At 34.5% G+C, this 26903-nt stretch carries 26 protein-coding genes; 15 read left to right on the forward strand and 11 right to left on the reverse strand.

Features of this window, described 5'->3' with window-relative positions; translation table 11 throughout:
* Window positions 1–189: 189 nt before the first annotated feature.
* Both L8T27_RS25045 and L8T27_RS25050 read left to right on the forward strand, forming a co-directional pair.
* On the forward strand, window positions 190–327 hold the full coding sequence (locus tag L8T27_RS25045; protein ID WP_237943660.1) for a hypothetical protein: 138 nt from the start codon (window positions 190–192) through the stop codon (window positions 325–327).
* A gap of 163 nt (window positions 328–490) precedes the next feature.
* Window positions 491–766: a hypothetical protein gene (locus tag L8T27_RS25050; protein WP_237943661.1), complete on the forward strand. Its 276-nt coding sequence runs from the start codon at window positions 491–493 to the stop codon at window positions 764–766.
* A 655-nt stretch (window positions 767–1421) separates the two neighbouring features.
* On the opposite strand, the gene L8T27_RS25055 is transcribed toward L8T27_RS25050, so the two are convergent.
* On the reverse strand, window positions 1422–2234 hold the full coding sequence (locus tag L8T27_RS25055) for a MerR family transcriptional regulator (RefSeq protein ID WP_237943663.1): 813 nt from the start codon (window positions 2232–2234) through the stop codon (window positions 1422–1424).
* A 101-nt stretch (window positions 2235–2335) separates the two neighbouring features.
* On the opposite strand from L8T27_RS25055, the gene L8T27_RS25060 reads away from it, so the two are divergent.
* Entirely contained in the window at window positions 2336–3547 is a 1212-nt protein-coding gene (locus L8T27_RS25060; protein WP_237943664.1) for an MFS transporter, read from the forward strand.
* Window positions 3548–3693: 146 nt separating this feature from the next.
* On the opposite strand, the gene L8T27_RS25065 is transcribed toward L8T27_RS25060, so the two are convergent.
* The 3 genes from L8T27_RS25065 to L8T27_RS25075 are packed head-to-tail and all read right to left on the reverse strand — an operon-like array spanning window position 3694 to window position 6748.
* A complete protein-coding gene (locus L8T27_RS25065) occupies window positions 3694–4788 on the reverse strand; it encodes a Gfo/Idh/MocA family protein (protein ID WP_237943666.1) in 1095 nt (364 codons plus the stop codon).
* Window positions 4789–4822: 34 nt separating this feature from the next.
* A complete protein-coding gene (locus L8T27_RS25070; protein ID WP_237943670.1) occupies window positions 4823–5560 on the reverse strand; it encodes a ThuA domain-containing protein in 738 nt (245 codons plus the stop codon).
* Window positions 5561–5587: 27 nt separating this feature from the next.
* A complete protein-coding gene (locus L8T27_RS25075) occupies window positions 5588–6748 on the reverse strand; it encodes a Gfo/Idh/MocA family protein (protein ID WP_237943671.1) in 1161 nt (386 codons plus the stop codon).
* 264 nt (window positions 6749–7012) lie between these two features.
* On the opposite strand from L8T27_RS25075, the gene L8T27_RS25080 reads away from it, so the two are divergent.
* The 7 genes from L8T27_RS25080 (at window position 7013) to L8T27_RS25110 (ending at window position 14845) form a co-directional block, all read left to right on the forward strand.
* Window positions 7013–7864, forward strand: a complete 852-nt coding sequence (locus tag L8T27_RS25080; RefSeq protein WP_237943672.1) for a helix-turn-helix domain-containing protein — start codon at window positions 7013–7015, stop codon at window positions 7862–7864.
* Window positions 7865–9213: 1349 nt separating this feature from the next.
* On the forward strand, window positions 9214–9543 hold the full coding sequence (locus L8T27_RS25085) for a PadR family transcriptional regulator (protein WP_237943673.1): 330 nt from the start codon (window positions 9214–9216) through the stop codon (window positions 9541–9543).
* Window positions 9544–10208: 665 nt separating this feature from the next.
* Window positions 10209–10700, forward strand: coding sequence for a hypothetical protein (locus tag L8T27_RS25090; protein ID WP_233317243.1), 492 nt, complete (start codon window positions 10209–10211; stop codon window positions 10698–10700).
* 13 nt (window positions 10701–10713) lie between these two features.
* Window positions 10714–11733: a hypothetical protein gene (locus L8T27_RS25095; RefSeq protein WP_237943675.1), complete on the forward strand. Its 1020-nt coding sequence runs from the start codon at window positions 10714–10716 to the stop codon at window positions 11731–11733.
* A 284-nt stretch (window positions 11734–12017) separates the two neighbouring features.
* Window positions 12018–12878 (forward strand): EamA family transporter, encoded by an 861-nt coding sequence (locus L8T27_RS25100; protein WP_233317241.1) that lies wholly within the window; start codon window positions 12018–12020, stop codon window positions 12876–12878.
* A gap of 271 nt (window positions 12879–13149) precedes the next feature.
* Window positions 13150–14328, forward strand: coding sequence for an MFS transporter (locus L8T27_RS25105; protein ID WP_237943688.1), 1179 nt, complete (start codon window positions 13150–13152; stop codon window positions 14326–14328).
* 106 nt (window positions 14329–14434) lie between these two features.
* Complete coding sequence (locus L8T27_RS25110) at window positions 14435–14845, forward strand: MerR family transcriptional regulator (RefSeq protein ID WP_237943690.1); 411 nt, start codon at window positions 14435–14437, stop codon at window positions 14843–14845.
* Window positions 14846–14920: 75 nt separating this feature from the next.
* On the opposite strand, the gene L8T27_RS25115 is transcribed toward L8T27_RS25110, so the two are convergent.
* Complete coding sequence (locus tag L8T27_RS25115; RefSeq protein ID WP_237943692.1) at window positions 14921–15472, reverse strand: CBO0543 family protein; 552 nt, start codon at window positions 15470–15472, stop codon at window positions 14921–14923.
* A 278-nt stretch (window positions 15473–15750) separates the two neighbouring features.
* Between L8T27_RS25115 and L8T27_RS25120 the strand changes: the two genes are divergently transcribed.
* Both L8T27_RS25120 and L8T27_RS25125 read left to right on the forward strand, forming a co-directional pair.
* Window positions 15751–17106 carry a TrkH family potassium uptake protein gene (locus L8T27_RS25120; protein ID WP_237943694.1) on the forward strand — a complete coding sequence of 452 codons (1356 nt, stop codon included), beginning with the start codon at window positions 15751–15753 and terminating at the stop codon, window positions 17104–17106.
* Window positions 17107–17219: 113 nt separating this feature from the next.
* Window positions 17220–17660 (forward strand): cell wall hydrolase, encoded by a 441-nt coding sequence (locus L8T27_RS25125; RefSeq protein ID WP_233317235.1) that lies wholly within the window; start codon window positions 17220–17222, stop codon window positions 17658–17660.
* A 116-nt stretch (window positions 17661–17776) separates the two neighbouring features.
* Here L8T27_RS25125 and L8T27_RS25130 read toward each other — a convergent pair whose 3' ends face one another.
* Window positions 17777–18139 carry a hypothetical protein gene (locus tag L8T27_RS25130; protein ID WP_233317234.1) on the reverse strand — a complete coding sequence of 121 codons (363 nt, stop codon included), beginning with the start codon at window positions 18137–18139 and terminating at the stop codon, window positions 17777–17779.
* 217 nt (window positions 18140–18356) lie between these two features.
* Between L8T27_RS25130 and L8T27_RS25135 the strand changes: the two genes are divergently transcribed.
* Complete coding sequence (locus L8T27_RS25135) at window positions 18357–20435, forward strand: methyl-accepting chemotaxis protein (RefSeq protein ID WP_237943695.1); 2079 nt, start codon at window positions 18357–18359, stop codon at window positions 20433–20435.
* A gap of 125 nt (window positions 20436–20560) precedes the next feature.
* On the opposite strand, the gene L8T27_RS25140 is transcribed toward L8T27_RS25135, so the two are convergent.
* The gene (locus tag L8T27_RS25140; protein ID WP_237943705.1) at window positions 20561–21403 is read right to left on the reverse strand and encodes an SDR family NAD(P)-dependent oxidoreductase; all 843 of its coding nucleotides are present in this window, start codon (window positions 21401–21403) and stop codon (window positions 20561–20563) included.
* A gap of 135 nt (window positions 21404–21538) precedes the next feature.
* Here L8T27_RS25140 and L8T27_RS25145 point away from each other — a divergent pair, with 135 nt between their 5' ends.
* A complete protein-coding gene (locus L8T27_RS25145; protein WP_237943707.1) occupies window positions 21539–21898 on the forward strand; it encodes a MerR family transcriptional regulator in 360 nt (119 codons plus the stop codon).
* Window positions 21899–21987: 89 nt separating this feature from the next.
* Here L8T27_RS25145 and L8T27_RS25150 read toward each other — a convergent pair whose 3' ends face one another.
* Genes L8T27_RS25150 through L8T27_RS25160 form a run of 3 tightly spaced genes read right to left on the reverse strand, consistent with a single transcriptional unit; the run spans window position 21988 to window position 24453 of the window.
* Window positions 21988–22458, reverse strand: a complete 471-nt coding sequence (locus L8T27_RS25150) for a FixH family protein (RefSeq protein ID WP_237943709.1) — start codon at window positions 22456–22458, stop codon at window positions 21988–21990.
* Between the two features lie 26 nt (window positions 22459–22484).
* Entirely contained in the window at window positions 22485–23870 is a 1386-nt protein-coding gene (locus tag L8T27_RS25155) for a PepSY-associated TM helix domain-containing protein (RefSeq protein ID WP_396953843.1), read from the reverse strand.
* 10 nt (window positions 23871–23880) lie between these two features.
* Window positions 23881–24453 carry a DeoR family transcriptional regulator gene (locus L8T27_RS25160; RefSeq protein WP_237943711.1) on the reverse strand — a complete coding sequence of 191 codons (573 nt, stop codon included), beginning with the start codon at window positions 24451–24453 and terminating at the stop codon, window positions 23881–23883.
* A gap of 256 nt (window positions 24454–24709) precedes the next feature.
* On the opposite strand from L8T27_RS25160, the gene L8T27_RS25165 reads away from it, so the two are divergent.
* A complete protein-coding gene (locus L8T27_RS25165; RefSeq protein WP_237943713.1) occupies window positions 24710–25348 on the forward strand; it encodes a YcnI family copper-binding membrane protein in 639 nt (212 codons plus the stop codon).
* Window positions 25349–25438: 90 nt separating this feature from the next.
* Here the strand turns inward: L8T27_RS25165 and pdxR are convergent, their stop codons facing one another.
* Window positions 25439–26860 (reverse strand): MocR-like pyridoxine biosynthesis transcription factor PdxR, encoded by a 1422-nt coding sequence (pdxR, locus tag L8T27_RS25170; protein WP_233317226.1) that lies wholly within the window; start codon window positions 26858–26860, stop codon window positions 25439–25441.
* Window positions 26861–26903 lie beyond the last annotated feature (43 nt).

A 26903-nucleotide genomic window follows, 5' to 3' on the forward strand; every position in this document is an offset into this window, starting at 1 on the left:
TAATTGTTTTCCATGATAGATTCCTTCTCATTACACAAAATTGTCATAGAAGTTAGTCGATTAACATCAATTTTATATAGTACTATCGGGCTTTTTTTATAATTAACAGAATGTTCAAAAATAAAACCGTATAGATGTGTTATATTTTCGCTGAAACTCTAAATTAATTTAGATAAGGAGTGTCATTCAATGAAAGTATTTAATGTAAAGCGCATAGGGGGTGTAATGTTAACTTCCATCTTGTTAGCAGGGAGTATTTTACCGCATGTTTCTATTGCAAAAGAAAGTGCACTCCCCTTTATTGGAGAGTTACCGGAGAAGCTATAGATACAGCTTCTAATAATAGGGTGATGGATGATTTTATTAACGAAGATAATTCTGAGGAAGTATTGAAACAAATGGTAATGAAACTATTTGTTTCATAACTGATGAGGAGTTTATTAAGGCAGCTGAGCCTTCAGGAATTGAAATTTCTGCTGAACTTAAAAAAATGGCCAGAGGTGCAGGGGTTACAAAAGTTGTTTGGACTGGAGCGAAGAAAAACGGAAATGTACAATTAAATCTTTCTAAAGTGGCTTTAACTACAATTAAAGGAATTGGTGTTGCAGGTTCAATGTGCTGGTATATAATAAATATGGCTTTTCAAAATTATGTTTTGGCCGGAAGGAGTATGGCTATTGTGGGTACTATTTCAGCTGGCAATACTAAAAATGGACGAATATACACTGTTAAGAGCTGGAAATATAAAGGCTTCGTGAATCAATAATGGTCAGTTTATGGTCAAAAAGACAATCGTTAGCAGAACGATATAGAAATAACACCAGTAAATATACTAAAGCTAATAAAATTATGGAGTTTCTTTTAATAATAATTATAGCGGTTATAGTAGTATCGCTTTTTGCGGATAATAATTCTTTTGTCAACAGCTTTGTGATGGATATACTAATATATCCTGTATATTGGATATTATATACAATAATTGCCATATTGGATATTCGTGGAAGATTGGATAATGATAGAAAAATAAATAAAGGCAACTGACCTTAGATAAGGAGTAAGTAAGAATCTTATTCTTTTGGGAAGTTACTTAATAGATGTAATAAAAGGTTAAATATTACATTTTTTTAGATGAACTTGTGAATAATTGCACATAAAAAGGATTTTCCTACTTTAGCGAGTGTTAATCGATGAAGGATTAATGCTCTTTTTTTGCTTTGGCATTAACCTTGAGCAAAGTTAAATAAGAAAATGAGCTATAAGGCCATAAAAATCCGCCAAAGACAGCATTATTAGATTCGGATAATTATGTCCTTCTATTAAATTTACATTATTGCTTTCATTCTTGAATCTTAAGCTCCAATCTTCCATTTTCATAATCGAAAAAACCAATTGCATGGGTGTCCATAAGTTGTCTTTGTTTCCTAAAGTTTCACTTTAATACTTATTTTAGTAATATATTCTTCTTCCTGTTTTGAAACCAAAGAATGAAGTAGATACTCTTCATATGCATCCCCATCTATAGTTAATTTCCGGAAGGCTATTTCTTTTAACAAGTAAGAATAAGCGATTTTTATATTATCATATGATCCTTGATAATAATAGATAGCATACAAGCCAGCAGGTTTCTGAGTAGTTCCTGGTCCTTCCATCCGACAAAATAAACAATCAGCTTGTAGAAAGTTTTCACTTAACAGATTTTTCTTATTAAGAACAGAACCAAATGCTGCTGCTCCATTAACGCCTACTTCTTTTAAAAACTCATCATAAATATGCGATAAATCTTCCACAGAGGCTTCCCAATCAATATTTTTCGATGAACTGAAAAGAACAGATTCTGCGGGAAGCTCTTTTAGTATCAACTCCCCAATAATTACATTCTTCAACTCATTTGTTACTTCAATTAATCGAGAAAGAAATAATTGATTCTCCTTAAGTTTATTAATTTCCTTTTCAATATTTTCAACTTGTCTTGAAGCAAGTTCATTTAATTTAGGAACGGAAGGTGATGCGAAATAAGATTTTAAATCATTGATTGGAAAGTTAACGGAACGAAGTGATTGGATTGCGCTAAAGGTATCTAATTGCGGCAAAGTGTAATAACGATAGCCATTTGAGTGTATACCTGCCGGATTAAATAAGTTGATTTTATTATAATACAGCAAAGTATCTTTTTTAACACCAAATAAATTTGCAAATTCTCCTGTTGAAAATGTTTTTATGTGATTATTTATCATCTTTATGAATCCTCTCTTTACTATGGAGTTACTCCACACTTTATAATAACACTCAGTCAAGTGAATTTCATTTCTAAATAAAAAGGATTGGTGTTAAATAAATGAAGGAACTTCTTAAGAATAGAGTATTTCTAATAGTACAGGGGGCAGACCTATTACAACAAATTGGAATTTGGACCCGTAATATGGCTTTGCTTTTTTATATTATGGAAAGAACGAATAATAATCCGACAGCAGTTTCTTTACTAACTACATTAGAATATTTACCTATATTTATCTTTTCTTTAATTGGCGGAACATATGCTGATAGGTGGAACCCCAAAAAGACTGTGGTCTATGGAGATGCTTTAAGTGCTCTTTCTATGCTGTTATTATTGATACTAATATCTAATGGAGTTTGGCAATCTGTTTTTGCAGCGACAGTAATATCTGCAATTATTAGTCAGTTTTCACAACCATCTTCAGCAGTCATTTACAAAAAACATATTCCAGTGAATTTGGTGGGTAGTGCTATAGGGATCAGCCAAAGTTTAATGGCGATATTTACTATTTTAGGTCCGGTGCTGGGAACATTTATATATACACAATTAGGGTTAGAAACATCCATTTGGGTATTGTTTGCCATTTTCACCTTAGCATCTGGACTACAATTGTTTTTACCGAAAACAGAGAAAAATAAATCAAAACAGGAAAGAAAATCAGCATTAATAGACGTAAAAGAGGGACTAGTTTACGTATTTAAGCATAACAATTTGAAATATATTGCTTGCTTATTTTTTATTGTTGGTATTTCTTTTGGAATTACTCAACCATTAGATGTGTTCGTAATCATGGAAAGGTTAGGATTACCTAAAGAAAGTGTTCAGTGGTTTGCTGCTGCAGAAGGAATCGGGATGTTGCTTGGGGGAGGACTTGCGGTAACACTATCGTCGTTTGTTGAGAAATATAGCAAATATGTCTTAACAACAACCATAATAGCTCTTTCTCTTATTACCATTATTGAAATCTTGTCATTCTGGCCACTTTTAACTGCAGCTGCGCGGATATTATCAGGACTGTCTGCTGCTTTTTTTCAAGTAATATTTAGTACAATGATGATGAAAGAAGTTGCTTCTGATTATATTGGCAGAACAAACGGGATTATTATGCCACTAATGATGGCAGGTATGCTTTTAGGCAGTGCTAGCTCAGGATTTATTGTGCTTAAAGTAGATTTATTTGGTGCTTATGTTTTATCAGCTATTTTAACACTTTCCTGTATTATTTTGACAAGTCGACTTCAATTAGAGAAGGTTGAATTAAGAACGAACTAATTAGATACAAAAAGGGGTTCTAATAAAGAAGGGGAGATATACCTTTTTAATATTGTCTATCGGCATTTTGTAAGACAATTGAATTACACAACAAAGGCTGCCCTTAAAAAGGGCAGCCTTTGTAAAAATTTAGCCTTTAATTACTTTCAATTACTCTGTATTTTTATGGAGACTGGCTCGGGACGATTACATGTACTTTCCATCATATAATGTCTGCCGCTATCAGAGGAATCGTGGAAGCCATGCATTGCTTCTAACACATGATACGCTAACTTGCCATTGGCCCGGTAGTGACCACCATCCATAATCGCTTGGGCCATATCTGCCACGCCAAGTCCTCTGCTGTTTTGAGCGTGACCGTATTCTAAAGGCACCTCTTTAAATTCAATTTCGTCACGTTTTCTAATCTTAACAGGTCCACCAAATGTGTTTGGATCAGGAACTAGTAATGTTCCTTCGCTGCCGTATATTTCAATAGGTGGAAGAGATGTACCGCCAAATGCATCGAAGCTTGTGGTGATATTTCCAATCACCCCTGAAGCAAAATCTATAACACCTGAGATATGGGTGGGAATCTTTACGTCGATCGTAGTACCTGCTTTTGGTTCGCTCAGTACTGTTCTTTCAGGATAGCTGATCCGGGTGAAGCCGGAAATTCGCTTAATTGGTCCTAATAAGGCAACCAAGGCTGTTAAGTAGTATGGTCCCATATCAAACATTGGTCCACCGCCGACGTCATAATAGAAGGCTGGGTCTGGATGCCAATGTTCATGACCGCGGCAAATCATAAACGCAGATGCACCGATAGGCACACCAATTTCACCTTGCTCTATTAAATGGATGGCTGTTTGAATTCCTGCACCTAAGAAGGTATCAGGCGCACTGCCAACAAGCAGATTTCTTTCTTTTGCTGTTTCTAAAATTTGTTTGCCTTCATCGCGTGTAACTGCCAGCGGTTTTTCCGTATAAACATGCTTGCCTGCTTTAAGTGCTTGAATACAGACAGAGGCATGTGCTTTTGGAATGGTTAAATTGATCACAAGGTCAATCTCCGGCTCATTCAGCAGTTCCATCACAGAACAGGCTTTGGGAATATTAAATTTTTCAGCTTGAGAATGGGCCCGCTGTATATCTAAATCGGCACAGGCGACAAGTTCGAGATGAGGGAATTTCGGACAGTTTTCCATATAAATAGAACTAATATTTCCACATCCAATGATGCCAACTTTAAGTTTTTTCATAAGGGTCCTCCTAGATTTTAGTCTAAAGGCTTTTTTATTGACTGTCTCCCATACCAGTATAGGTACGCACATTTCCGAAAGACGAAGCTTCATCTACTTTATGGGCCAGTGCCTTTCCAGCAGCGGCCCATAAAAATCCTCGGCGCATAATAAGTGAGACTTCCGGCATTGCAACAATATTGGCCTGATGACCTAACGAATTATAAAATACATTTCCGTGGCCCCAGCGTTTTGTCCAGACAACAGGCATATCTACTGCTTTGTTGGCTGAATGAGGGCCGTGAAACATTGGAAAGCGGGTAGTTGCTAACACTTCTACAGCTGGATCATAATGAAGGTAATATTGCTCACTAGCGACTTTAAAATCAGAAATATCCTTTAACAGCGGGCTAGACGAATGCTTAATGTTTATAGTGTATTCCACGCCATCATTACCAGGATGAGCGACCCAATTTCCACCCGTCATAAACTGCCAGTCAACATTATTTCGGAAAGAGTCACACATTCCACCATGGCATCCAGCTAAGCCGACACCTGTAGCCACTGCTTCAGAGATATTTAAGACATACTTTCTTTCGATTTCTCCCATTGTCCAATGAGGAACAATCAAGTCTAATGACTGTAACTTTTCCTTGTCTGCATAAGAGTCTAGTGAATTGGAGACTTCTACTTGGAAATTTTCTTCTTCGAGGATTCCTTTAAAAATGTCTGCAACTTGTTCAGGCTGATGGCCATCCCACCCGCCCCAAACAATCAAAGCCTTTTTATTCATTTTCAACCACACACCTTCAACAGTATTTTAAACATCGGAAATTCGAATCCATTGGCGTTTCTCAATTGATAAATCAACCGCTTCCAAAACTTGCTGGCACTTGACGCCATCACGGAAGTTTGGGACAGGCTGACGATTCTCACGGAATGCTTCCATAAGTTCTACTACTTCGTGAATAAACGTGTGTTCATAGCCAATTGTATGTCCCGGCGGCCACCAATTTTCAGCGAAAGCATGACTTGGATCAGTTGCTAAGACGCGGCGGAAACCCTGTACATCTTCATCATCATCAGTAAAATAAACTTGCAGCTCATTCATCCGCTCAAAGTCGAAAATAACACTACCTTTACTTCCATTGAGTTCAAACGTATTCGTACAGCGATGGCCTGCAGCAAACCGTGTCGCTTCAAAGCTTCCTAATGCTCCATTGGCGAAACGAGCTAGAAATAAGGTAGCGTCATCCACCGTAACAGCTGCTTTTTCCTCGCTATTGCTGCCTTTTGCAGTTAAACCGGACATTTGGGCAGGAATTGGCCGCTCTTTAATAAAGGTTTTGCTCATCCCAATTACCTCTTCTATATCGCCAATTAGGTAATGAGCCAAATCAATCAGATGAGCGCCAAGGTCTCCATGTGATCCTGAACCGGCAATTTCTTTCTGCAGTCTCCAGGCAAGGGGAAAGTTAGGATCAACAAGCCAGTCCTGTAAAAAACAAGCTCTGAAATGATAAATTTCACCTAATTTACCTTCATCTAAAAGCTTTTTTGCCAGTATAACAGCAGGAGCGAAGCGATAGTTAAATCCAACCATATGTTTAACCCCACAAGCCTCAACTACTTCAAGCATTTCTCTAGAGTCCTTTAATGTAAGCGCTAACGGTTTTTCGCAAAAAACATGCTTGCCTGCCTTTGCTGCAGCCAATGCGATTTCTTTATGTGCATCACTTGGGGCATTGATATCGATTAAATCAATATCGTCTCTTTCCAATAAAGTCTTCCAGTCGGTTGAATACTCCTCCCAGCCAAATTGTTTGGCGGCAGCTGAAACACCGCTTTCATCCCGGCCGCAAATGACCTTCATTTCAGGATGAACAATGTTCGGGAAGAACATGGGAAGATCTCGGTATGCATGACTGTGCGCCTTGCCCATAAATTTATAGCCGACCATTCCAATTCTGAGTTTCTCCATAGTAATCTCCTTTTTTGATAGATGTAAAGACAAGGACAGAAATAGAAGGATAAACAAACCTTTCCCATTTTAGTGAGTATTAAGAAAAGTGATGATACCAAATGTAACAATAGTAAAAAGGGGAGCATGCCCGCAAGAGATAGATCAAAGCCTATGTCTGTGTGTCTAATATTGGTAAATGTATCATTTTTTCGTTTGACACAACAAGATAAAACTTATATAATCCTAGACAAAAATTATCCTATTGGGAAAAGGTGAACCTCAATGTTATTATATGAATCCCACCATTTTGATTTCATTTCAAACTATGACTCCAGCAATTTAAACTTTCCAAGCCATCTCCACCGTTGTTTTGAATTAATCTTTGTTGTTGGTGGCGAAATGGAAGTGATGATTGAAGAAAGAAGTTTTCATTTACACACTGGACAATATTTACTAATATTACCGAACGAAATTCACTCTATTTCGACAGTATCTCAATCAAGGGCTAAAATATGTATTTTTTCACCTGATTATGTACCGACCTTTCAAAAGATGATCGAAAATCGTTCCCTTGAAAATCCCATTTTCTACCTATCTGTCCAGGCAAAAATACTTCTATCAAAAACACTCTTTAAAGATGACCTCAACTTGTTAGAACAAAAAGCTAGTCTTTATTTGTTATTATCCGAGTTAATGGCCCAAACAAGCCTCATTAAAACAGAAAAAAAAGACTCAGCATTGCTTCATACCTTGTTAACATACATACAAGAACATTTTACAGAACCGATTACTTTACAGAGTTTAGCTGGCACACTTGGATATAGCTATAATTATTTATCGAAATACTTTAATGCTCGTGTCAAAACATCGTTCACAGAGTTTTTAAATGATACTCGGGTTAACTATGCTTGTCATCTGCTCAGAACAACAGAAAAAAATATCACGGAGATTGCTTATCTTTGTGGATATGAAAACATCCGCTCATTTAATCGGAACTTTATCAAAAAAGTTTTATGTACACCAAAAGAATACCGAAGTACACTTCCATCACTTTTTCTTGGTTTGCATCCTGTCCACAACATAAAAACTGCTGATGATAAAGATACCGAGACTGACTTATATGGCAGAATATGAGTTACTCAAAGCAAAATAGATGTTTAGACATTTTTATACTGAGTGTTTAAAGTTTTATTATCTTTGGTGACTTACTTAATTCCATAAAAAAATCCAGAGAAAGGATAAGGTTTTATTACCTGTTTTCCTTTCTCTTTTCGGCATGCTTGTAAAGAAAGAGCGATTACCACACCTCTTATTACACAAAGTTGTCATGGATTTTGGTTAATTTACATCAATTAATAGATAGTAATATCGAACTTTTTAGCTGGTTAACAGAATGTTCAAAAAATGAGTTAGGAAATTATGTTACCTTTTTATTGAACAACCACGTGACTTATTAAGTAACTGTTCAAGTAAACGCATAAAGAGGTGATAATAATCCCGAAATCAAACAGTCTAAATAATTTAGAATCATTACTTTAGTAAGTGGAAATATATCTTTCTAAAGTGTCACTAACTACAATTCAGAACTTAAGGTTACAGGTAATATGGTCGCGGTTTTATAATATATGTGGTTTTCTAATTATGTTGGTGTTACAACGAGTATGGTTAAGGTAGTTACAAATGCCTTTAAAGCATTCAGTATTAAGCATGGAAAGAAATATACTATTAAGAACTGGATATTCAAAGGAGCTGTGAATCAATAATGACCAGTTTATGGTCAAAAAGACAATCGCTAGTTGAGCGATATAAAAATAACAGCAGTAAATATACAAAATTTTTAATATTTTGCAAATTGTTTTTGTAGTTGTTGTTACACTTTCCGTAATATCGCTTTTCAAGGACGAAGATTCTTCTATTCTCAACAGTGTTTTTTTAATAATTTTAGATACAGTTTTTGGGTTGCTTTATCTTATAGTATTAATCTTAGTTATTCGTGGAAGATTGAAAAATGATAGGAAATATAAATAAAGGCAACATATCTAAGATAGGTAATAAGCAAAGTTGGGAAGGCTAACGGCATCAGACCCAATACCAAGGTTCTGATAATTAAAAATGACAATGTTCAACAGCATCCTTTGGATGCTGTTTTTTTAATAAATAAGATGGAGAGAAGTAATGAAACCTACTGATTAAGAAGTTAAAACTTACGCCCATTGGAAGTAGAAAGCAAAATTTGAATAGTTTCCTTGATATAAAAATACTATATCTAATTATTACGCTATATTAGATAATTATGCTAGTAAAAATAACTAAAAAGAGAGAAGGGATGGCTATGACAATTTTTAAAATATATTTTCTAAAAGGAATCTAATTTTACTTTCTTATAAATATATAGAGGCAGAAAAGTTTCTAAAAAGTAGTATATACAGTACCCTTTAATGCTTATTAGCGTTAAATTAAACAACAGATGCTGGTGATAAATAATGAACGCTCAGTTTAAAAAAGGTGTACTTGATTTAATAGTCTTGTTAATAATAGATAAAGAGGATGAATACGGGTATTCACTAGTAAAAAAAATATCTACTAAAATAATCATTTCTGAAGGTACTGTTTATCCGATATTAAGAAGATTAGTTAGAGAAAAAAACCTAACCATATATAATAAGGAGTCTAAAGAAGGGCCATTTAGAAAATATTATAGTATTACAAAGGATGGGATTAATAAACTAGAAACATTGAAATATGAATGGAATGAATTTTTTCTAATAATTAACTGCTTTATTGAAGAGAATGATAAATATAAACAAGATTAATTTTTTTAGAGTATATGAATGAAAATGAAAAAACAAAGAGTAGATATGTGAAATTTTAAAGGATTAACACTGTATATACTATATTATGCTTGGAAATAATGTTGGTTTTAAAAGTGTATTAAGTAATGTGTAGGCATGGAACCGGTAATGTACCGAGCTATGCCTTTTTTTATTATAATCCTATTTATGTTAAGTAATTTCTATTACCCCATAGAGAGTACTATGCTTTAAACCATAATATACATAAGATACTACTTTATAAACAAAATATTGAACCTCCATTATTTCGATAGTATTTTGAGAATATACCAATTAAAAGGAATAGGAATTGAACACAGCTTTTAATAAGGAAACTAAGGAAAATAAACAAATGGATCAAAGTTAATTCAAAATATGTATAAGTATTACTTCATTAATAAAGGGTTAGAACTATCCCTTCGTTAGTTGCTGAGTAATGTTCCTTTAATTGGTATAAGCAATGTGTGTTCATGAAGTACCTTAGTAACTTATTGAGATTGGTGAAGGGGGAATGTGATTTTACTGCGATAAATGGTTCAAGCAATTAATTAACTATATCTTAAGAGAAATAGTAAAACGATAGCTTTAATTATTCACCATTTGTATCATGCAGAAAGAACTAATACGTTATAAAGGAGAGGAAAACAATGAATAAAAAAAGAAATCTGTTAAATAAATTTGGTGCGGTTGCTTTATCGGCAGGTATTCTAACGGGCGGATTTTTACCAGTTGTAGGACATGCAGCTGAACCAGAAGTGACAGCTGAATCAAGAATAATAGAAAAAGATATTGTATTAAGTGATGAATCTACAGTTATTTTTAGTGATAATGTAAGTAGAGCCACAGTAACAATTAAAGGAAACTTAACAGGTTCCAAGCCACCTCTTTTAAAGCCTCGTGCAACAGCAAAAACTAGTACAAGTCAAAATGTGTATTCAATTAGAGCAAAAGTAGATAGTAATAATAATGGAACTAGTACTTCTTCATCTGGATGGAAAACGTTAAACAATACTTCTATAGCAAATAGTGGGCAACTAATAGCTAATACTACTAAAGCAAAATTTACTGGATATCATCAAATGAAAATTACTAGTTCTTCAAGCTGGTTTTCTACTGCTAATACTAGTTTAACTTATTGAGCTAGTCGTTAAAATGATGGAGAAATTTTCAAAAGGGAAGAAAATAGTTTTTTGTTTGCTAGTAATTACTATTTTCTTCTTTTCTTCTTATTATATTAATAAACAAAGTATAAAGCCCACTGAGCAATCTTCTGAAATGATTTCTGATACACCGCAAGACGTTTTAGATTTAGGGAAAGGTTATTCTCTTGGAGTTGATATTCCTATGAACAGTAATGCCAATCAAAGTATAGATAATGTTAATGGAAGAATTTTAATGGATACACCACAAGATATTTTAGCAGTTTCGTTTTCAAATAACTTAAGAGACGAACCATTTATCCTTAAAATTTTCTATGATTATGAAGAAATTAAATTTAAACCTTTGGATGAAAATAAGTTTGATTCATCATATATATTTGAATTAGAGACCGGAAATACCATTACATTACCCTTTGAGTTAAATGGAGATATATTAAAAGATAATAAATCACATAAACTTACAGTTGGTATATATGCTTCTCCAAATGAACATACTAAAATCCAAAAATTAATGACAAATTTTTTCGGGATGACTTTAGATTATGAAATTTTTTATGAAGATAATGGAACAATATCTTTAAAAAATCAAGATTCGACAATAAGTAAAACAGTTGATGATGTATCTTTTGAAGGGTTAGTAATTAATAATAATATTGGAAATATGGACGAAGCTTTATTCCCACCATATTCAATAAAGGTAAAAAAAGAAGAGAGAATAGAACTAGCATATTTTGCAAATTTAACTCAATCTATACCTGAGGAAGTAGAAAATTATTTGATTTTATCTATGCTGGATTGGAAACAAATTAAAATGAATGGCCACTCCTATTTATTATTAGATAAAAATTCTATAAATCCAGAATATGGGACATATTATATCACTGCACCAGATAAAGCAGGGTTATATGAATTTGTTGCCTTTATAATACCTAATCCAGAAAATAGAAAAAATGAAGATAATTATTTTCCGATCGAAACCGCATATAAATTCACTATAGAAGTTGTTGATTGATTGGTTACTATCTGGATTACTTTTTTCTAAAAATGGCAGCATTAATCTAATAGGATTAATGCTCTTTTTTATTTAACCTCTGTTGAGCCAAACGAGAATGTTAGTTAAGTAAAAAACGGAAAGGGATTGTTAGAAAAGGCCTTTGGTTGTTGTTATTGTTAGTTTTGTTCTTTTCTTAAATTTGCACATATATCTATAAAAATGTACGATACAAGATGTAGGTTTACCGATTAATATCAATGAGTATCCATTGTTCCAAATAAATAGATAAAGAGATGATTAGCATGAGTATTATATTGGCATTATTAGCAGCAGTATTTGCTGCATTAACGGGGATTCTAGCAAAGATAGGAATAAAAAATGTAAATTCTAATTTGGCTACAGCGATTAGAACTATTGTTGTATTAATCATGTCTTTCTTAATGGTTGTGGTTACTAATAACTTAGATAATATTTTTCTAATTAATTGGAAGGACTTTATCTTTATTGTACTATCTGGAATAACAACTGGACTATCATGGCTTTGTTATTTTAAAGCAATACAAATAGGGGATGTTTCAAAAGTAGTGCCTATAGATAAATCTAGTGTAGTAATGACAATACTCCTTTCATTTATTATTTTAGGTGAGCCTGTTACAACAATGGTTGTTATCGGTAATACTCTGATTACAATAGGTACATTTATATTAATAGGAAGACTCAAAAAAAATTCAAATACGTCCTATTCCAACTCATACATATTATTATCTTTCCTATCAGCAATCTTTGCCGCACTAACAGCGATTCTCGCGAAGATTGGTATAGAAGATGTAGATTCAAATACAGCTACTTTCATACGTACCATCGTAATTATTATTTTTGCTTGGGGGATTGTATTCTTTCAACGTACACATACTCAAATGAAAACCATAACTAGAAAAAGCTATATATTCTTAATCTTATCTGGTATGGCAACAGGGCTGTCATGGTTATGTTTTTTTGCAGCTATTTCCATCGGGAAAGTGTCTATAGTCACACCAATAGATAAATTTAGTGTGGTGATTACGATGATTTTAAGTATCATTATATTAAAAGAGAAGCCGACGAAGAATACCATATTCGGATGTTTTATTATCACAATAGGAACTATTTTTCTTTTATTCTGAGTTTATTTCATAATTGTTATGTCCCTTCATTTAAGGAAGGGTTTTTTTATGTCTAATAATGTTTTAATGGCTTCTAACTTAATTGAATTAAGTGTTTCTAACTAACATTTATCTTATAGGTGTAAGAATTAACAATCGTCAGTCATCCCTTATATAAAATAGCTGCTTCTTTCTTATAAGCAACGACCATGTACTTGCTTTAAAGTAAACTTCAAACTGTATAATTACTTTCCAAGTGCTTTAAATATTTTGGAAAGTAGGCTTGATACAAATGAGAAATTATCCAATTTCTATATTTATCTTAGCAATAGGAGCATTTGCTATTGGTATGACTGAATTTGTGTTAATGGGTATTTTGCCTGATGTTGCACAGGACTTAAATATACCCATCTCTAAAGCGGGGCACTTTGTTTCTGTTTATGCCCTAGGAGTTGCTATAGGTGGTCCAATTATGACCTTGCTTACATTAAAAATGCCTCGAAAGAAATTAATTCTCTTATTGATTCTTTTTTCTATAATTGGAAACCTTGGCTCGACATTTGCGCCTAATTATGAATCTTTAATTTTATTTCGTATCATCGCTTCGCTTACACATGGAACCTATATGGGTGCTTGTGCACTATTAGCAACTAATTTAGTTTCAAAAGAACGATCCGGACGTGCAGTTAGTTTTATTTTTGCAGGCCTTTTAAGTTCAAACGTTTTAGGAGTCCCAATAGGGACGTTTATCGGTCAACAATTAAGCTGGAGATATAGCTTTGCGGTTATTACAATTCTAGGAATCATTTCATTTCTCGGAATTATAATGTTTGTACCTTCCAGTAAAGATCGAGCAGAATTTAATGTGAAAAAAGAAATTCTTGCTTCAATCAATCCACAAATAATTCTGGCATTGTTCATTACTTTTTTCGGATTTGGAGGAATGTATTTAGCGTTCACTTACATTACACCCATTTTAACAAACTTAACTCACTTTGAATCGAGTAGTATCTCATGGATACTGTTAATATTTGGAGTAGGTTCAACTGTTGGGAGTATTATTGGTGGAAAACTGTCAGATTGGAGGCTAATGCCTTGGCTTAATATAAATATCGTTTTACTTATATTAGTAATGATTTTATATGGGGTTGTTAGTTCAAATAAAGTATTAGTTATTCCTATCACATTTATTTGGGGGTTAATTGCATATGCGCTTCTACCTACTATCCAGTCCCGGCTAGTACTTCTAGCAGCAGATGCTCCAAACCTTGCATCCACTTTAACTAATACAGCTTTTAATATTAGTATCTCTTTTGCTTCCTTCTTTGGGGGAATCATTATAGATTCATTTAGTTTAGCTTATATTTTCTATATTGGTGCTCTTCAATCATTTGTAGGTCTAATACTTGCATATATTAGTTATTTGGTAGATAAAAGACTTACAATTAGAAAAAAACTACTAAAAATCTAATGTATGATGACTACTAGATATGGTTTTTTAGGTTGCGTTAAAGTTTACTTTAAAGTTTATACTGTTTACAGAAGCAGAATATAACACTCATAAGTGAGGTTTCATTATGGCAGAGTATATGATTAAAGAAGTATCAAAAAAGATGAAATTACCTACTCATACTATACGTTTTTACGAAAAAGAAGGGTTATTACCATTCGTAAAAAGAGATAAAAATGGTTATCGTGTTTTTCGAGAAGAAGACCTTGGATGGTTAGATTTTATTGTTTGTTTAAAAGTAACTGGAATGCCAGTAAGTGATTTAAGAGAAATTATTACCCTAACAGTAAATGGAGAAAATAATTTTGATTCAAGACGGTCTATATTATTAAAACAATTTGCAGTTCTAAAAGAAAAACAAAGGCAACTAGATAAAGCCTTTGACAAAATAGAGGTTAAGTTAAAGTATTTTGATAACCTCGAGCAAGAATTTAATCAAAATTCTAAACACGAAAGTAATTTAAAATCAGAAGTGTAAATTATATATAGTGAATAAAGTCTGCCATGTTGGAATTGGCAGACTTTTTCTTATATGTTCAGGTTCATACTCCCTTTACTCTTCATTCAACTTCGTAAATCTATCCTTTTTAGATAAATAATCAGCAATTAAATAAATAATAAATATTACGGGAGCCGAATAATACATTTTCCAATGAACAGGGTGATATATCCCAATGAACTTAAGAAATGGCAGGATGACAAAAGATACTATTAGTGATAATGCAAGTGCTTTAATATAGGGACTTGTATTAGGTTTTACTTGCAATAAGAACATGATTGAAACTGGTATTATGGAAATACTCCAAGGAAAATAATTATCTGTAAATGGTATGACTTCATAATGATAATGAAAAAAACCTAGAGAATTGCCAACTAGATCAAGTAAGGAGGATAGCAAGGCAGTAAAAGTTCCTACGTAAAGTAGGCGGTCTGTGCTATTTCTCTTCCTAAATATAATAAATATTACGATTGAAATGATAAGCAATAAAGCACCGAACCACCATTGGAATGTAAAAAGGGAATGATCAAACCACATTTGTAATTTTTCATCTTCTAGCAGTTGTTGTTTTTTAGCAAAATCGTCAAAAACATGATTGCTTTTCATAAGGAACTCCTTGTACATGTTGTCATATATATATTTTTAACTGTTAATGGAAAATTATCCGTTGTTCCTGCTAAGAGGGAAATCCTTTAGAAAGCCCTTGTAACACGATTAGAAAAACTTCTTTTTCAGAGCTGCAGTTGGTAAGGGAGTATGGAATATTAGCAACTAACTTTTTCTTTATATTGCTTACGTGGTATTTCAGTTTATTATCCAATATAAAGGACAAAATAAATGTAAGTATATAAGTTCGTCAGAAAATATAAAGAAGTTGGAGAAAAATGAAAAGTAAAATAAAGATTTTAACAAAACGACTATCTGCTGCTCAAATAATTGTTTTTTATTACATAGTAGCTGTGATGATTTCAACCATTTTGTTGCTGCTGCCTATAACTCAAAAGCAGGATACAGAGCTCGCACTAATTGATGCGCTCTTCATTTCAATAAGTGCGGTAACAGTTACAGGATTAGCTACGGTAGATGTGAGCCAGCTGCTTAGTGTTCCCGGTACGTTTATATTTTCGGTCATCCTCCAGTTTGGTGGTATTGGAGTCATGGCATTCGGTACAATACTATGGCTTGTATCTGGAAAAAAGATCGGATTAAGAGCAAGAATACTCATGACTACAGAACAGAACAGCCCGACTTTTTCCGGAATCGTTCGGCTTATACGATTGATTTTCTTTTTCTTTGTCACGGTTGAGCTATTAGGGGCTATTGCCATCGGTACATATTTTCTGAAGTATTTCCCTACATGGCAAGAGGCTTATTTGCAAGGTTTCTTCGCTTCTGTTGCTGCTACAACCAATGCTGGTTTTGATATTACTGGAAAGTCACTAATTCCATTCGCAGATGATTATTTTGTGCTAACCTTTAATATTGTCCTTTTTATTATCGGATCCCTTGGATTTCCTGTGTTAATGGAGGTAAGTCAGTGGGTCAGACATAAGGGGAAGAGCACATTCCAATTCTCGTTGTTCACAAAAATTACAACAGCAACTTTTTTCATACTGATTGTTGTTGGATTTTTTATCATCTACTTGTTTGAGTACAATCATTTCTTTGCAGATAAGCATTGGCATCAATCCTTTTTCCATGCTTTGTTTTATTCCATATCTTCAAGAACTGGCGGAATGGCGATCAGCAATGTGAACGAACTATCGCTACCTACCATTTTGTTAATGAGTATATTTATGTTTATAGGAGCATCTCCAAGCAGTGCTGGCGGGGGGATAAGGACCACAACGTTTGCTGTGATGCTGCTAACGATATACAATTATGCAAACGAAAATAGAACAATAAAAATATTTAAAAGAGAGATTGATGAGGAAGATATCATTAAGTCGTTCATTGTATTCACTACAGCTATGATACTTTGCAGTGTAGCAGTTGTCATTCTTACATGCATCGAATCAAGGTTTTCCTTAATGGAAATTTTATTCGAAGTTTCCTCTGCTTTTGGCACTGTAGGCCTTTCGCTTGGAATTACTCCAGATTTGAGTGCTGCTGGTAAGTGTGTAATCATGCTATTAATGTTTATCGGGAAGATCGGAATGTTTACCTTCCTATTCGCTATGGGAGGCAAATCAGTTAAACATCCGTATCACTATCCAAAAGAGCGTATCATTATAGGATAATAATGTTATATTTCTAAGAATGTATAAGAAGTAATAAATTTATCTGTTAATATTTCATTAACAATGTCATATAAGCTGGCTTTTTTTTCATACAATATTTTGGAGGTGGAAAAATGGCCAGAATAGCGTACAGAGATTCAGACATTGACTTAATGGCAAGAATGATGAGAGCTGAAGCTGAGGGTGAAGGAAATCAAGGCATGCTCTATGTTGGAAATGTCATTGTAAACCGTGTTGTCGCCAACTGTACAGACTTTAAAGATTTAAGAAATGTTCAACAAGTCATTTTTCAAGTTCAAGGAGGAAATTACTCTTTTGAAGCTGTTCAAAAGGGCAATGTGTTTTATCAAAGAGCAAGAGAGTCTGAAAGAAGATTAGCACTGCAAACGGTGAAGTTTTGGAGAGATCATCCAGCGAAATTTGCTTTATGGTACTTTAATCCAAGTGGTGCATGTCCCCCAACCTGGTATAACCAACCTTTTACGGGGCAATTTAAAGAACATTGTTTTTATGAACCAGCGGCTGGAACATGCGAAAGTGTTTATAGAGGATGAAATGAAAAGGAGCTGGAAAAATGCAAATTTATTTTTGCATATTTTCGGCTTTTTTAATTTGGATGTAAATAGGGGTCAGTAACTGACCCCGTTACAATTAACAATGAACGTTAACCTTATATACTGTACGCTTCATCAATAGAATCTACAAAAATTCCAGGAAAGTTAATTTCTTTTACACAATTTTCAACCTGCATTCTTGAAGCTGGAGTGGAAGGATTAATAATGATTATCTTTTTAAAATTAGCCATCGCATATAATTTTAAAACGAATGTGATATCTTCCACCACATGACCAGCCACTTTTTCTTGACCGCGTCCATCAATAATTAGTTTATACCTTGAAGGGTTAATCGTATTAACGATGGTTTGAAACTCGCTTAAATATATTTTTGCATCTTCTTCTTTAAAGAAACCGCCGACTTTTACAAATAACGTGCTTTTTTCTTCATCCAACTCAAAGGTATATAGCTTCCCCATTTTTTCCTCCAATGTGTAAAAATAACTACTGGTATCATAATACATAAAACGACTACTTTCGACAATCCTGCTTTTTTTACCTCTTATGATACGTAATACTCTCAAAAAAAACCATATGTCGAAAATTGCGGTTTTTTCGTTAATGTCTTCATTATTCTTTATCCCTTGACGATAGTATCGATATAGCACTCTAAAATTAAAGTAAACAGGAGAGATTATGAGAATCAAACATCGTAAGAAGAGTATTGCAACATCATTGATTTCGTTTGTTGTTCCTATTATTATCGTTGCGCTAGTCGTTATTTCGTCCATTGGATATACATTTTCCAAACAAATTATTAAGCGACAGTTGGACTATGCAATGAATACAAAGCTTGAGGAAACTGCTCAAGGTATTAATATTATTTTGGAAAAAGAGAATGGTTTAGCGCAAAGTCTTGCCAAAACAGTTGAAGTAAATTCAGATTTATTAAAGGAAAAGGATTATGATGATTTGTTAAAAAATTATGTTCCTATGTATAGTGAATCATTTGGTATGGGTGTTTGGTTTGAACCGAATGCTGTTAAAGGCAAGCAGAAATATGCACCATATGCATACAAGGATGGAGATAAGATTATCCTTGATGATTCATATACTACTGGAGACGTTGATATTTGGTCGACAGAGTGGTATAAAGTTGGTTCTCAAACAGATGGTGGCTGGACGACAGCATATTCTGACCCTGCTACTAATGTTTCGATGGTTACAACTGCATATCCATTTAACAATCAAAACGGTAACTTAATGGGTGTAGTTACAGTAGATGTGGATATTAGCAGTATTCAAAAATTAATTACAGAAGCAGAAATTGATTATGAAGGAAAAGCCTTATTGGTACAGAGTGATGGGGTACTTCTCGGTGGTGTAGATGAGAAGCGGTTAACAAAGGAAAGCATATTGGATGATCAAAATGATTCTCTTGCAGCTGCTTCTAAGTACATGTTAGCGAACGAAACTGGCAAAACAGAATATACAGCTGATAATGAAAAGTACTATTTCTACTTCTCGACTATTCCTAATACAAACTGGAAGATAGGGATCAGTGTAAGTGAAACACATCTCTTTAACAGCTTAAATGATTTGCTAAAAATATTCGTTATATCTAGTTTTGTCTCCATCGTGCTGGTAACTTTAGCGATAGTTGTTTTTTCAAACCGTATGGGTAGAACAGCTAGGAAATATAGCAAAATAGCAGAAGTTGTCGCTGATGGTGGGTTAGTGAACAAATTTGAAGAGAAAGATTTAGCTAGAAAAGATGAGTTGGGGGATATTGGAAGATCTCTTTGCAACATGCAGAATAACTTAACAGATGTTATTAATAATTTTCAAGCTAATGCATTAAGTATTGATGATCATGCTCAAAATCTGTCTTCTTTTTCTCAGCAAATGTCTGCCACTTCAGAAAATGTTGCGACAGCTATAACGACTGTGGCTGAAGGAGCAACAGAGCAACATCAGAGACTAAAAAGTGTAAATTCAGGGCTGAATGAATTTGGAACAAGCTTGGATTCTATGGCGCAATCCATTAATGATGTTGATTCTAGCACTAATTCCATACTAATGATGGCTAATGAAAGCAGTCAAGAAATGAATATGATGATTAAGGCTTTCGGCTCACTGAATGAAACGTTTAAAGAATTGATAGAACGAGTGAAATCAGTAGAACTAAACATCCGCAATGTAAACGAGATGACAGAAATAATTAATTCCATTTCTGAGCAAACGAACCTTTTAGCTTTAAATGCGGCGATTGAAGCAGCTAGAGTTGGTGATTCTGGAAAAGGCTTTGCGGTAGTTGCGAATGAAATAAGAAACTTGGCAGAAAAAAGCAGAGAGTCTTCTGAAAAAATTGATTCTATTATTAATGGTGTGTCTAAAGATACTACGCAAATGGTTGAATCAGCAGAAGATGTAAACAAAGAACTTCAATTACAAAGAGAACAGTTAGATACAACTATTCACTCTTTTGAAGGAATTATCCATGCAGTAGAGGAAGTATCTCCTAAAATAAAAGAAATTAAAGAATCGTCCATCAAAATTCAGAATGATAAGAGTACAATAATGAAGGAATTGGATCAGACTGGAACGATTGCAGAAGATGTAGCTGCATCAGCTGAGGAAATTTCAGCATCAGCTCAGGAGATGTCTGCTTCAATTGAAGAGGTCAGTGCATCAGCTGTAAGCTTAGGTGAGATGACCAATGAAATGAAACATAAAATAAACTTTTTCAAAATAGAGAAAAGAAGTAGTAATTAATAAAAATATTATGTAAACAGGTGCGAAGCTTTATATTCGTACCTGTTTTTTTTGTAAGTTAACATTGCCGATAATAGATAATTAAAAGGCTGTCTTAGAAAGTCTCGACTGCCTGCAGTACTCACTCATAGAGGCAAATATTCTTTTTCGTATACAGATTGTACTTGTCGTAAAACTTGAGATCCGTGCTGTTTGAATTTGAACGAAGCAGGCTTTCCTTTAGATATATAAAATCCAGTTTCTTCCGGGGATCTGTTCAACCCAGAAAACAAATGGCTTGCTCCTATACTAGGATGGGGACCAAACAAATGAATGAACGGCTGTATAATCAGTGGCAAGCCGCCATTTCTGCCTTTACGCATTGTATTGTTATTGCCCGGATCAACGCTGATAATTGTCACGCCTTCTCTCTTCAGCTCTGGTGCCAATGCATATGTCCACAACGTAATTGCCAGCTTAGTCGTTGCATAAGGACCAATCAGCTTCTGAAATTTAGGCGGGTTTGCCAATTCCTCCGGGACGAAAGATCTTTTAAATTTAAATGCCTCTGAACTAGTCTGGATAACGATACCCGGTGATCCCTTTTTCAAAAGGTCAAGCAGTTCCATCGTGATAATGAAGGGAACGACTGTCTGGAGTTCATAATGCAATTCTCGTCCTTGCGGAGAAAAGAGGAGATTTGGGAAACTGCCTCCTGCATTATTGAAGAGAGCATCCAGCTTCGGTTCGTTCTCCTTTATTTGCCTTAAAGCAGATTTTAGTTTCGTAAAATCAGATAAATCGGCAGTATAAATTCGGATATCCTGTTGACGGATTTTTTGTTGGAGCTCCAGCTCTTCCTCTGGAAATTCAGAGCGTATTAAAGCAGCTACCTCCCAGCCATTCTCGACTAATTTCTTCGTCAGCTCCAAGCCTATTCCGCTGTTTGCTCCAGTAACAAGAGCTGTTCTTTTTTGTGTTTGTACCATTTTTTTAACCTCCTATTAATGAATGACTGTAGTATAAAACATGGAGCTAACTTCAGGTCAAGAGTAAAGATTATAGCTTGACCTGGAGTTGACTTCATGTTTTATAATTACATCTAAAAGAAGGAGGCGATTGTCGTGTATACAATCAAGCAGGCAAGCAAACTGACTGGGTTAACCATTGATACAATTAGATATTATGAAAAAGCAGGCTTGCTTCCTAAGATTAAACGGCTACCAAATGGACATCGTGCATTTTCACCATCCGATATTGAACGGTTGCAAATGGTCATCTGTATGAAAAAAGTAAATCTTAGTTTAGAAGAGATAAAATTATATCTTGATATAACGGAATCAAGTAAAATGATTCCTGAAATGGTAACAGGTATGCTCGAGCATAAAGAAAAAATAAAACAACAGATGGCTCAATTGCAGACTGTATTAGATTTTATTGATGAAAAATTAGCTGAAGGAACATGGCTAAAGAAGAAAGCATAAGAGTTTGTATGCTAAAGAATTTGTCCATACATAAGCTGACTTTTTTGGCACAAAAAAAGAGCTTTTCCGCTCTTTTTCAAAGTCTACTATTAATGATGGTGCTCCTGACTTTCTTCTTGTACTTTGACATCCTTTTGTAAATACTCTAGTTCACTGTCCGAAAGCTCTCCGACAATAAATTGCTTTTGCGGCATAATGATTGAATCGTTATTACTAGCATGTAGCTTTACAAAATAAAGACCATCACTGTCGATTTTTACCGTTATACTATAAACTCCATTCCCTTCATTCTTAGCATCTCTCATATTTTTCTGGATAGTGCCATCTTGCTTCCATACCTCATAATGGACATAGTCTGCGTGTTCTACTTTTTCACCATTTTGAGTAAGTGTCACCTTAATGGTAGCTGGTTCTTTTGCTTTTAAAGAAGAGGGGATTTCTAATTGAGCTTCAAGGGGTGTTTCTTTTTTATATAAAGCAGCTGCATCTTCCTTAAGTGAACATGCACTTAATAAGAGTAAAGTTAAAGCAACTACCAAGCTATTTCTAAACTTCTTCACGAATAAGCCACCTTTTCATTATCTTATTAAGCATTTAATACCTTTTTCACGGCCGGAATTCTTTGGATAATCAATAAGTCAACAACCCATACAATAATAAGGGATAATCCCACTAAAGGGAACACAATGCCTAATATAATCAGTATGAAAAGAAGGTATCTCATTTTTTTAATACTTGGAGCCTTTGGTGCTCCTAATTCTTGTTTAGGTTTACGTTTCCACCACATATAAACACCGGTAATAGCTACAAGAATGGTACCAAGACATATTAGAAGGCTGATTAATTGGTTAATCAAACCAAATTCTGTGCCTTTATGCAAGGTAATACCGATAGCAATCAACTTACCCAATGGTCCGTAATGATCATAACGGTAATCAGCTAACACCGCCCCGGTATATTGGTCAATATGAATGGTCGCTTCATCTTTTGCTTTTGGCGGAAAGGCAGAAAATGTGTAAACACCTTCTTGGGTTGTAGGGAAAATAACAGAATAGCTAGGGTGCATTCCTTCTCGATTGGCAATATCGACCACATCATCAATAGAAAGAGGGGTATAACCTTGTATGTCTGATTTTGGCACATCTAACGTTTCAGCAGCCCAAGGGACTTCGGCAATATCTTTTGTTTGTACTGATGATGTTGGAGCACTTCCTACCCAAACTGATGGAGGATAGCCTTCTCCTGTATTAGTAACTAAAGATTGGAAATTAGTACCCCAGAACCCTGACCAAGGTAATCCTGTTAAGATTAAAAATAACAATCCGCCTGTTATCCAAAACGCAGGCACGGCATGTAAATCTCTTCTGAAAATTTTCTTTCCTTTATGCAGTCGCGGGAATAGTATTCCAGCAAAGCCTGTTTTCTTTTGTTGCGGAAACCATAAATATATTCCAGTGACAATTAATACAATTGCCCAACAAGCAGCTAGTTCTACTATTCTATCACCTAAAGTGCCAGCCATTAATTCTCCATGAAATTCTTCTATTCTATCCATAATTCTGTCTTCACTATTCAACTCACCGAGAATTTTGCCTGTATAAGGATCAACAAATAGTGTTAAAGACTCGTCTTGGTAGTTTATATTCACTTCACTTGAACGTGCTTCACTATCCCCAGGCAGATAGCTTGTTATATTTGCACCGGGATATTCACTTTTCACGATGTTAATTTGCTCTGACGGGGTCATTCTGTCTTCTTGCTTCGTAACCTCGTAATAATCTTTATATAAAACTTGCTCAATCTGTGGTTTAAATAAATATATAGATCCAGTGACAGCAAGAATAAGGAGAAACGGTGCAAAGATTATCCCAGCATAAAAATGCCATCTCCATACGGCTTTATATAAAGAGGCTTTTGTTTGTTTCGTTTTTTTTCCCTTTTGCACGGATTTCTCTGCTTTCATTGACTCCATTCTTTTCCTCCTATTTTGGGTGACAGCAATTCGAGCTTTGCATGTGTGAGTTCAAAGCTGTAAATACTTGCTCAAAGTTATAGATGTCTCCTCCAAATCCTGTTTGAAACTTAATGGCTTCATCCATTGAGTTAAAAGTAAGAAGCTGTGGTTGACAGCAATTTGAATGAAGGTCTGGATTAATCAGAAAGAAGCCAGTTTTAGCACTCAGTGTTGTATCATGAAGAAAATCACGACATATGATTTGAGATATTTCTGCTTGAGTTTCTTGATATCTAAGCAATCCACAATGAATACAACATGTTTGTTCTACCTGGTGATTTGTTTTTATTAACTGCACAGATAATCTTGTGTTAATTCCTTTATAGCAATAGGAACAATGATTGGAGGGCGTAATGGTTTCTTTAGTCAGGGAAATGCCGTTCGATGTCTTTACAATTTTCTGTTGGTCAATAAGTTGTTTAATATCACGATATACCGTCATTTCCGATACATTTAATTTTCTGCTGATATCAGATACCTTTAATGTTTCTTCTTCCGTTAGCCATGATAATAGCTGTTTTTGTCTTTCTATTGGTAACATTGGTTTCTTCCACCATTCTTTCTAATAATTCAACCTAGAAACAGGGTAATTTATTTACTGGTTATTTGACAAGAGATAATATGATAAATAATGTTAAAATGATGTTAATAATAACAAATGTTCACAAAAAAGTCACAAAGTTAGGGAAAGGAGCATTTTAAGATATAGTTAGATTTGTTATGATTATGATTGTTAGTTACTAAGATTTATACAGTGTATAAATGGGAACATTTTAAAAGAGGAGTTGTGTATACATATGAAGAAGAAGCTTTTTGCGTTTTTATCAGCGTTTGCTGCCGTTTTTCTTATTGCACTTCCAGCAAGTGCACATGTAACTGTTAATCCTTCAGAGTCTGCAACAGAGGCTTGGGAAACATATACAGTAAAAATACCTGTTGAGAAGGACATTGCGACAACGAAGGTAACACTTAAGATAGCAGATAATGTGGATTTTAAAATGTACGAACCAGTAGATGGTTGGAAAGTAACAACCGAAACCAATGATAGTGATAAGGTAACTACTGTGACTTGGGAAGCAGAGAATGATCAATCAGCTATTCAGCCAGGTGAGTATAAGCGATTCAGCTTTACAGCACAAAACCCGTCTGATGCAGGAGAAGTTGTTTGGGATGCCTTTCAATATTATGCAGATGGAAGCATAGTAGAATGGACTGGAGATGCGGATGCAGAACTTCCTCATTCTGTAACACAAATTGCTAAGTCTGATGCAACTACAGATAGCCATGGACATACACATGATGCTGATTCTGCTGATGAAGATACGGCAAGTGCAGAAGATGATCATGAGCATAGCTCTACAAGCACAGTGTTATCAATCATTGCCATAATCGTTTCTGTTCTTGCTATTATCTTGACTTTTGTGAGACGAAAATAACATAAATTAGGTAAGCTGCCTGGGTAGGCAGCTTTTTTTGTTATCTTCCTATTTATGGAGAGAAATAATGCATTATTAATTTTTTGCTGCTTAGAACCATGCCTTTGAAAGCAATATTACGCCTTCTTGAATCTTACTCTCATCCATACCAGCAAAACCAAGCAGAACTCGAGGATATTTTTGATCTGGTAATTGTTCATAGAAGGAGGAAACAGGATACACCAACACGCCATTCTTTTTAGCTGTGTCAATTAGCTCTTGCTCTGACATATCATTACGCGGCTCTATTACTATATGTAATCCGGCACCTGAACCCATAATTCTGACTTGATTGTACATGTTCGCTTTAAGAGATGTTAGCAATGCATTATGTCTTTTCTTATAGACATTTCTAACTTTATTCAGATGTCTTGACCAATGCTCGCTTTCCATAAAGAGTTTTAATGTATATTGATGCTGTCTGGAAACGGTTTGTTTATAACCAATATACTTCTCATGGTACGTAGCTAATAGATGTCTTGGAAGAACCATATAACTAAAATCCAAAGATGGAATCAGCGATTTAGCAAAAGTCCCCATATAGATAACTTTTTCATAACTGTCTAAGCTTTGAAGGGCAGGAATAGGCTTGCCTTCGTATCGAAATTCACTATCGTAATCATCCTCTATTATATAGCCATCTGAATCCTTCGCCCATTTAATTAATTCTAATCGTCTTTGGATTGGCATAACAATTCCAAGAGGGAATTGATGTGCAGGTGTGACAAAGACAGCTCTGACCTCGCTTGCTGTTAATTTCTTTATATCAACTCCATAACTATCAAGGGGAATCGGATGCACTGCTTTGCCATATTCCTGTAAAACAATACGGACTCTATTATAACCAGGCTCTTCAATCCCATATGTGTATTCTCTGCCAATGATTTTACATAACATACTTAACAGATATTGTGTTCCAGCTCCTATGATAATTTGATGCTCTGAGCATTTAACTCCGCGAGATTCATACAGATATCTTGCTATTTGCTTACGAAGATCTAGATCACCTTGTGGGTCGCCATATAGTAACAGCTTTCCTTGTTCAGCAAATATGCTTTTCATCGTTAATTGACTCCATAATTTAAATGGAAAATGCTTTAAATCTATTTCTCCATATTTAAAATCATATAGAATTCTTGAAGATTGCTCTTCTTGTTGACTGCAATTGTTATTCAAGATTTCATCATGGATAGCATGTGCGTTTTTGTCTAAAAACAGCTCATGCTTTATATCCTCAACAAATAAACCTTTTCTTTCTTCGCTTCTGATGTAACCCTCAGCGAGGAGCTGCTGATACGCAGCATTAACAGTGTTTCTGCTTAAGTTTAAATGCACTGCTAATTTCCTTTGAGAAGGCAATTTACTATGAGGAGGAATATTTTCTGATTGTATTTCATTTTTAAGAAAACGATAAAGTTGTATATATACGGGTGCATCACTTTGAGTATCTAAAATGGGAGTTATTTCTAACATGGTTTTGACCTCCATCAAACTGGTACCTGAATAATTTTAATAT

The organism is Niallia sp. Man26 (genome assembly GCF_022049065.2).
Classification (GTDB): domain Bacteria; phylum Bacillota; class Bacilli; order Bacillales; family Cytobacillaceae; genus Niallia.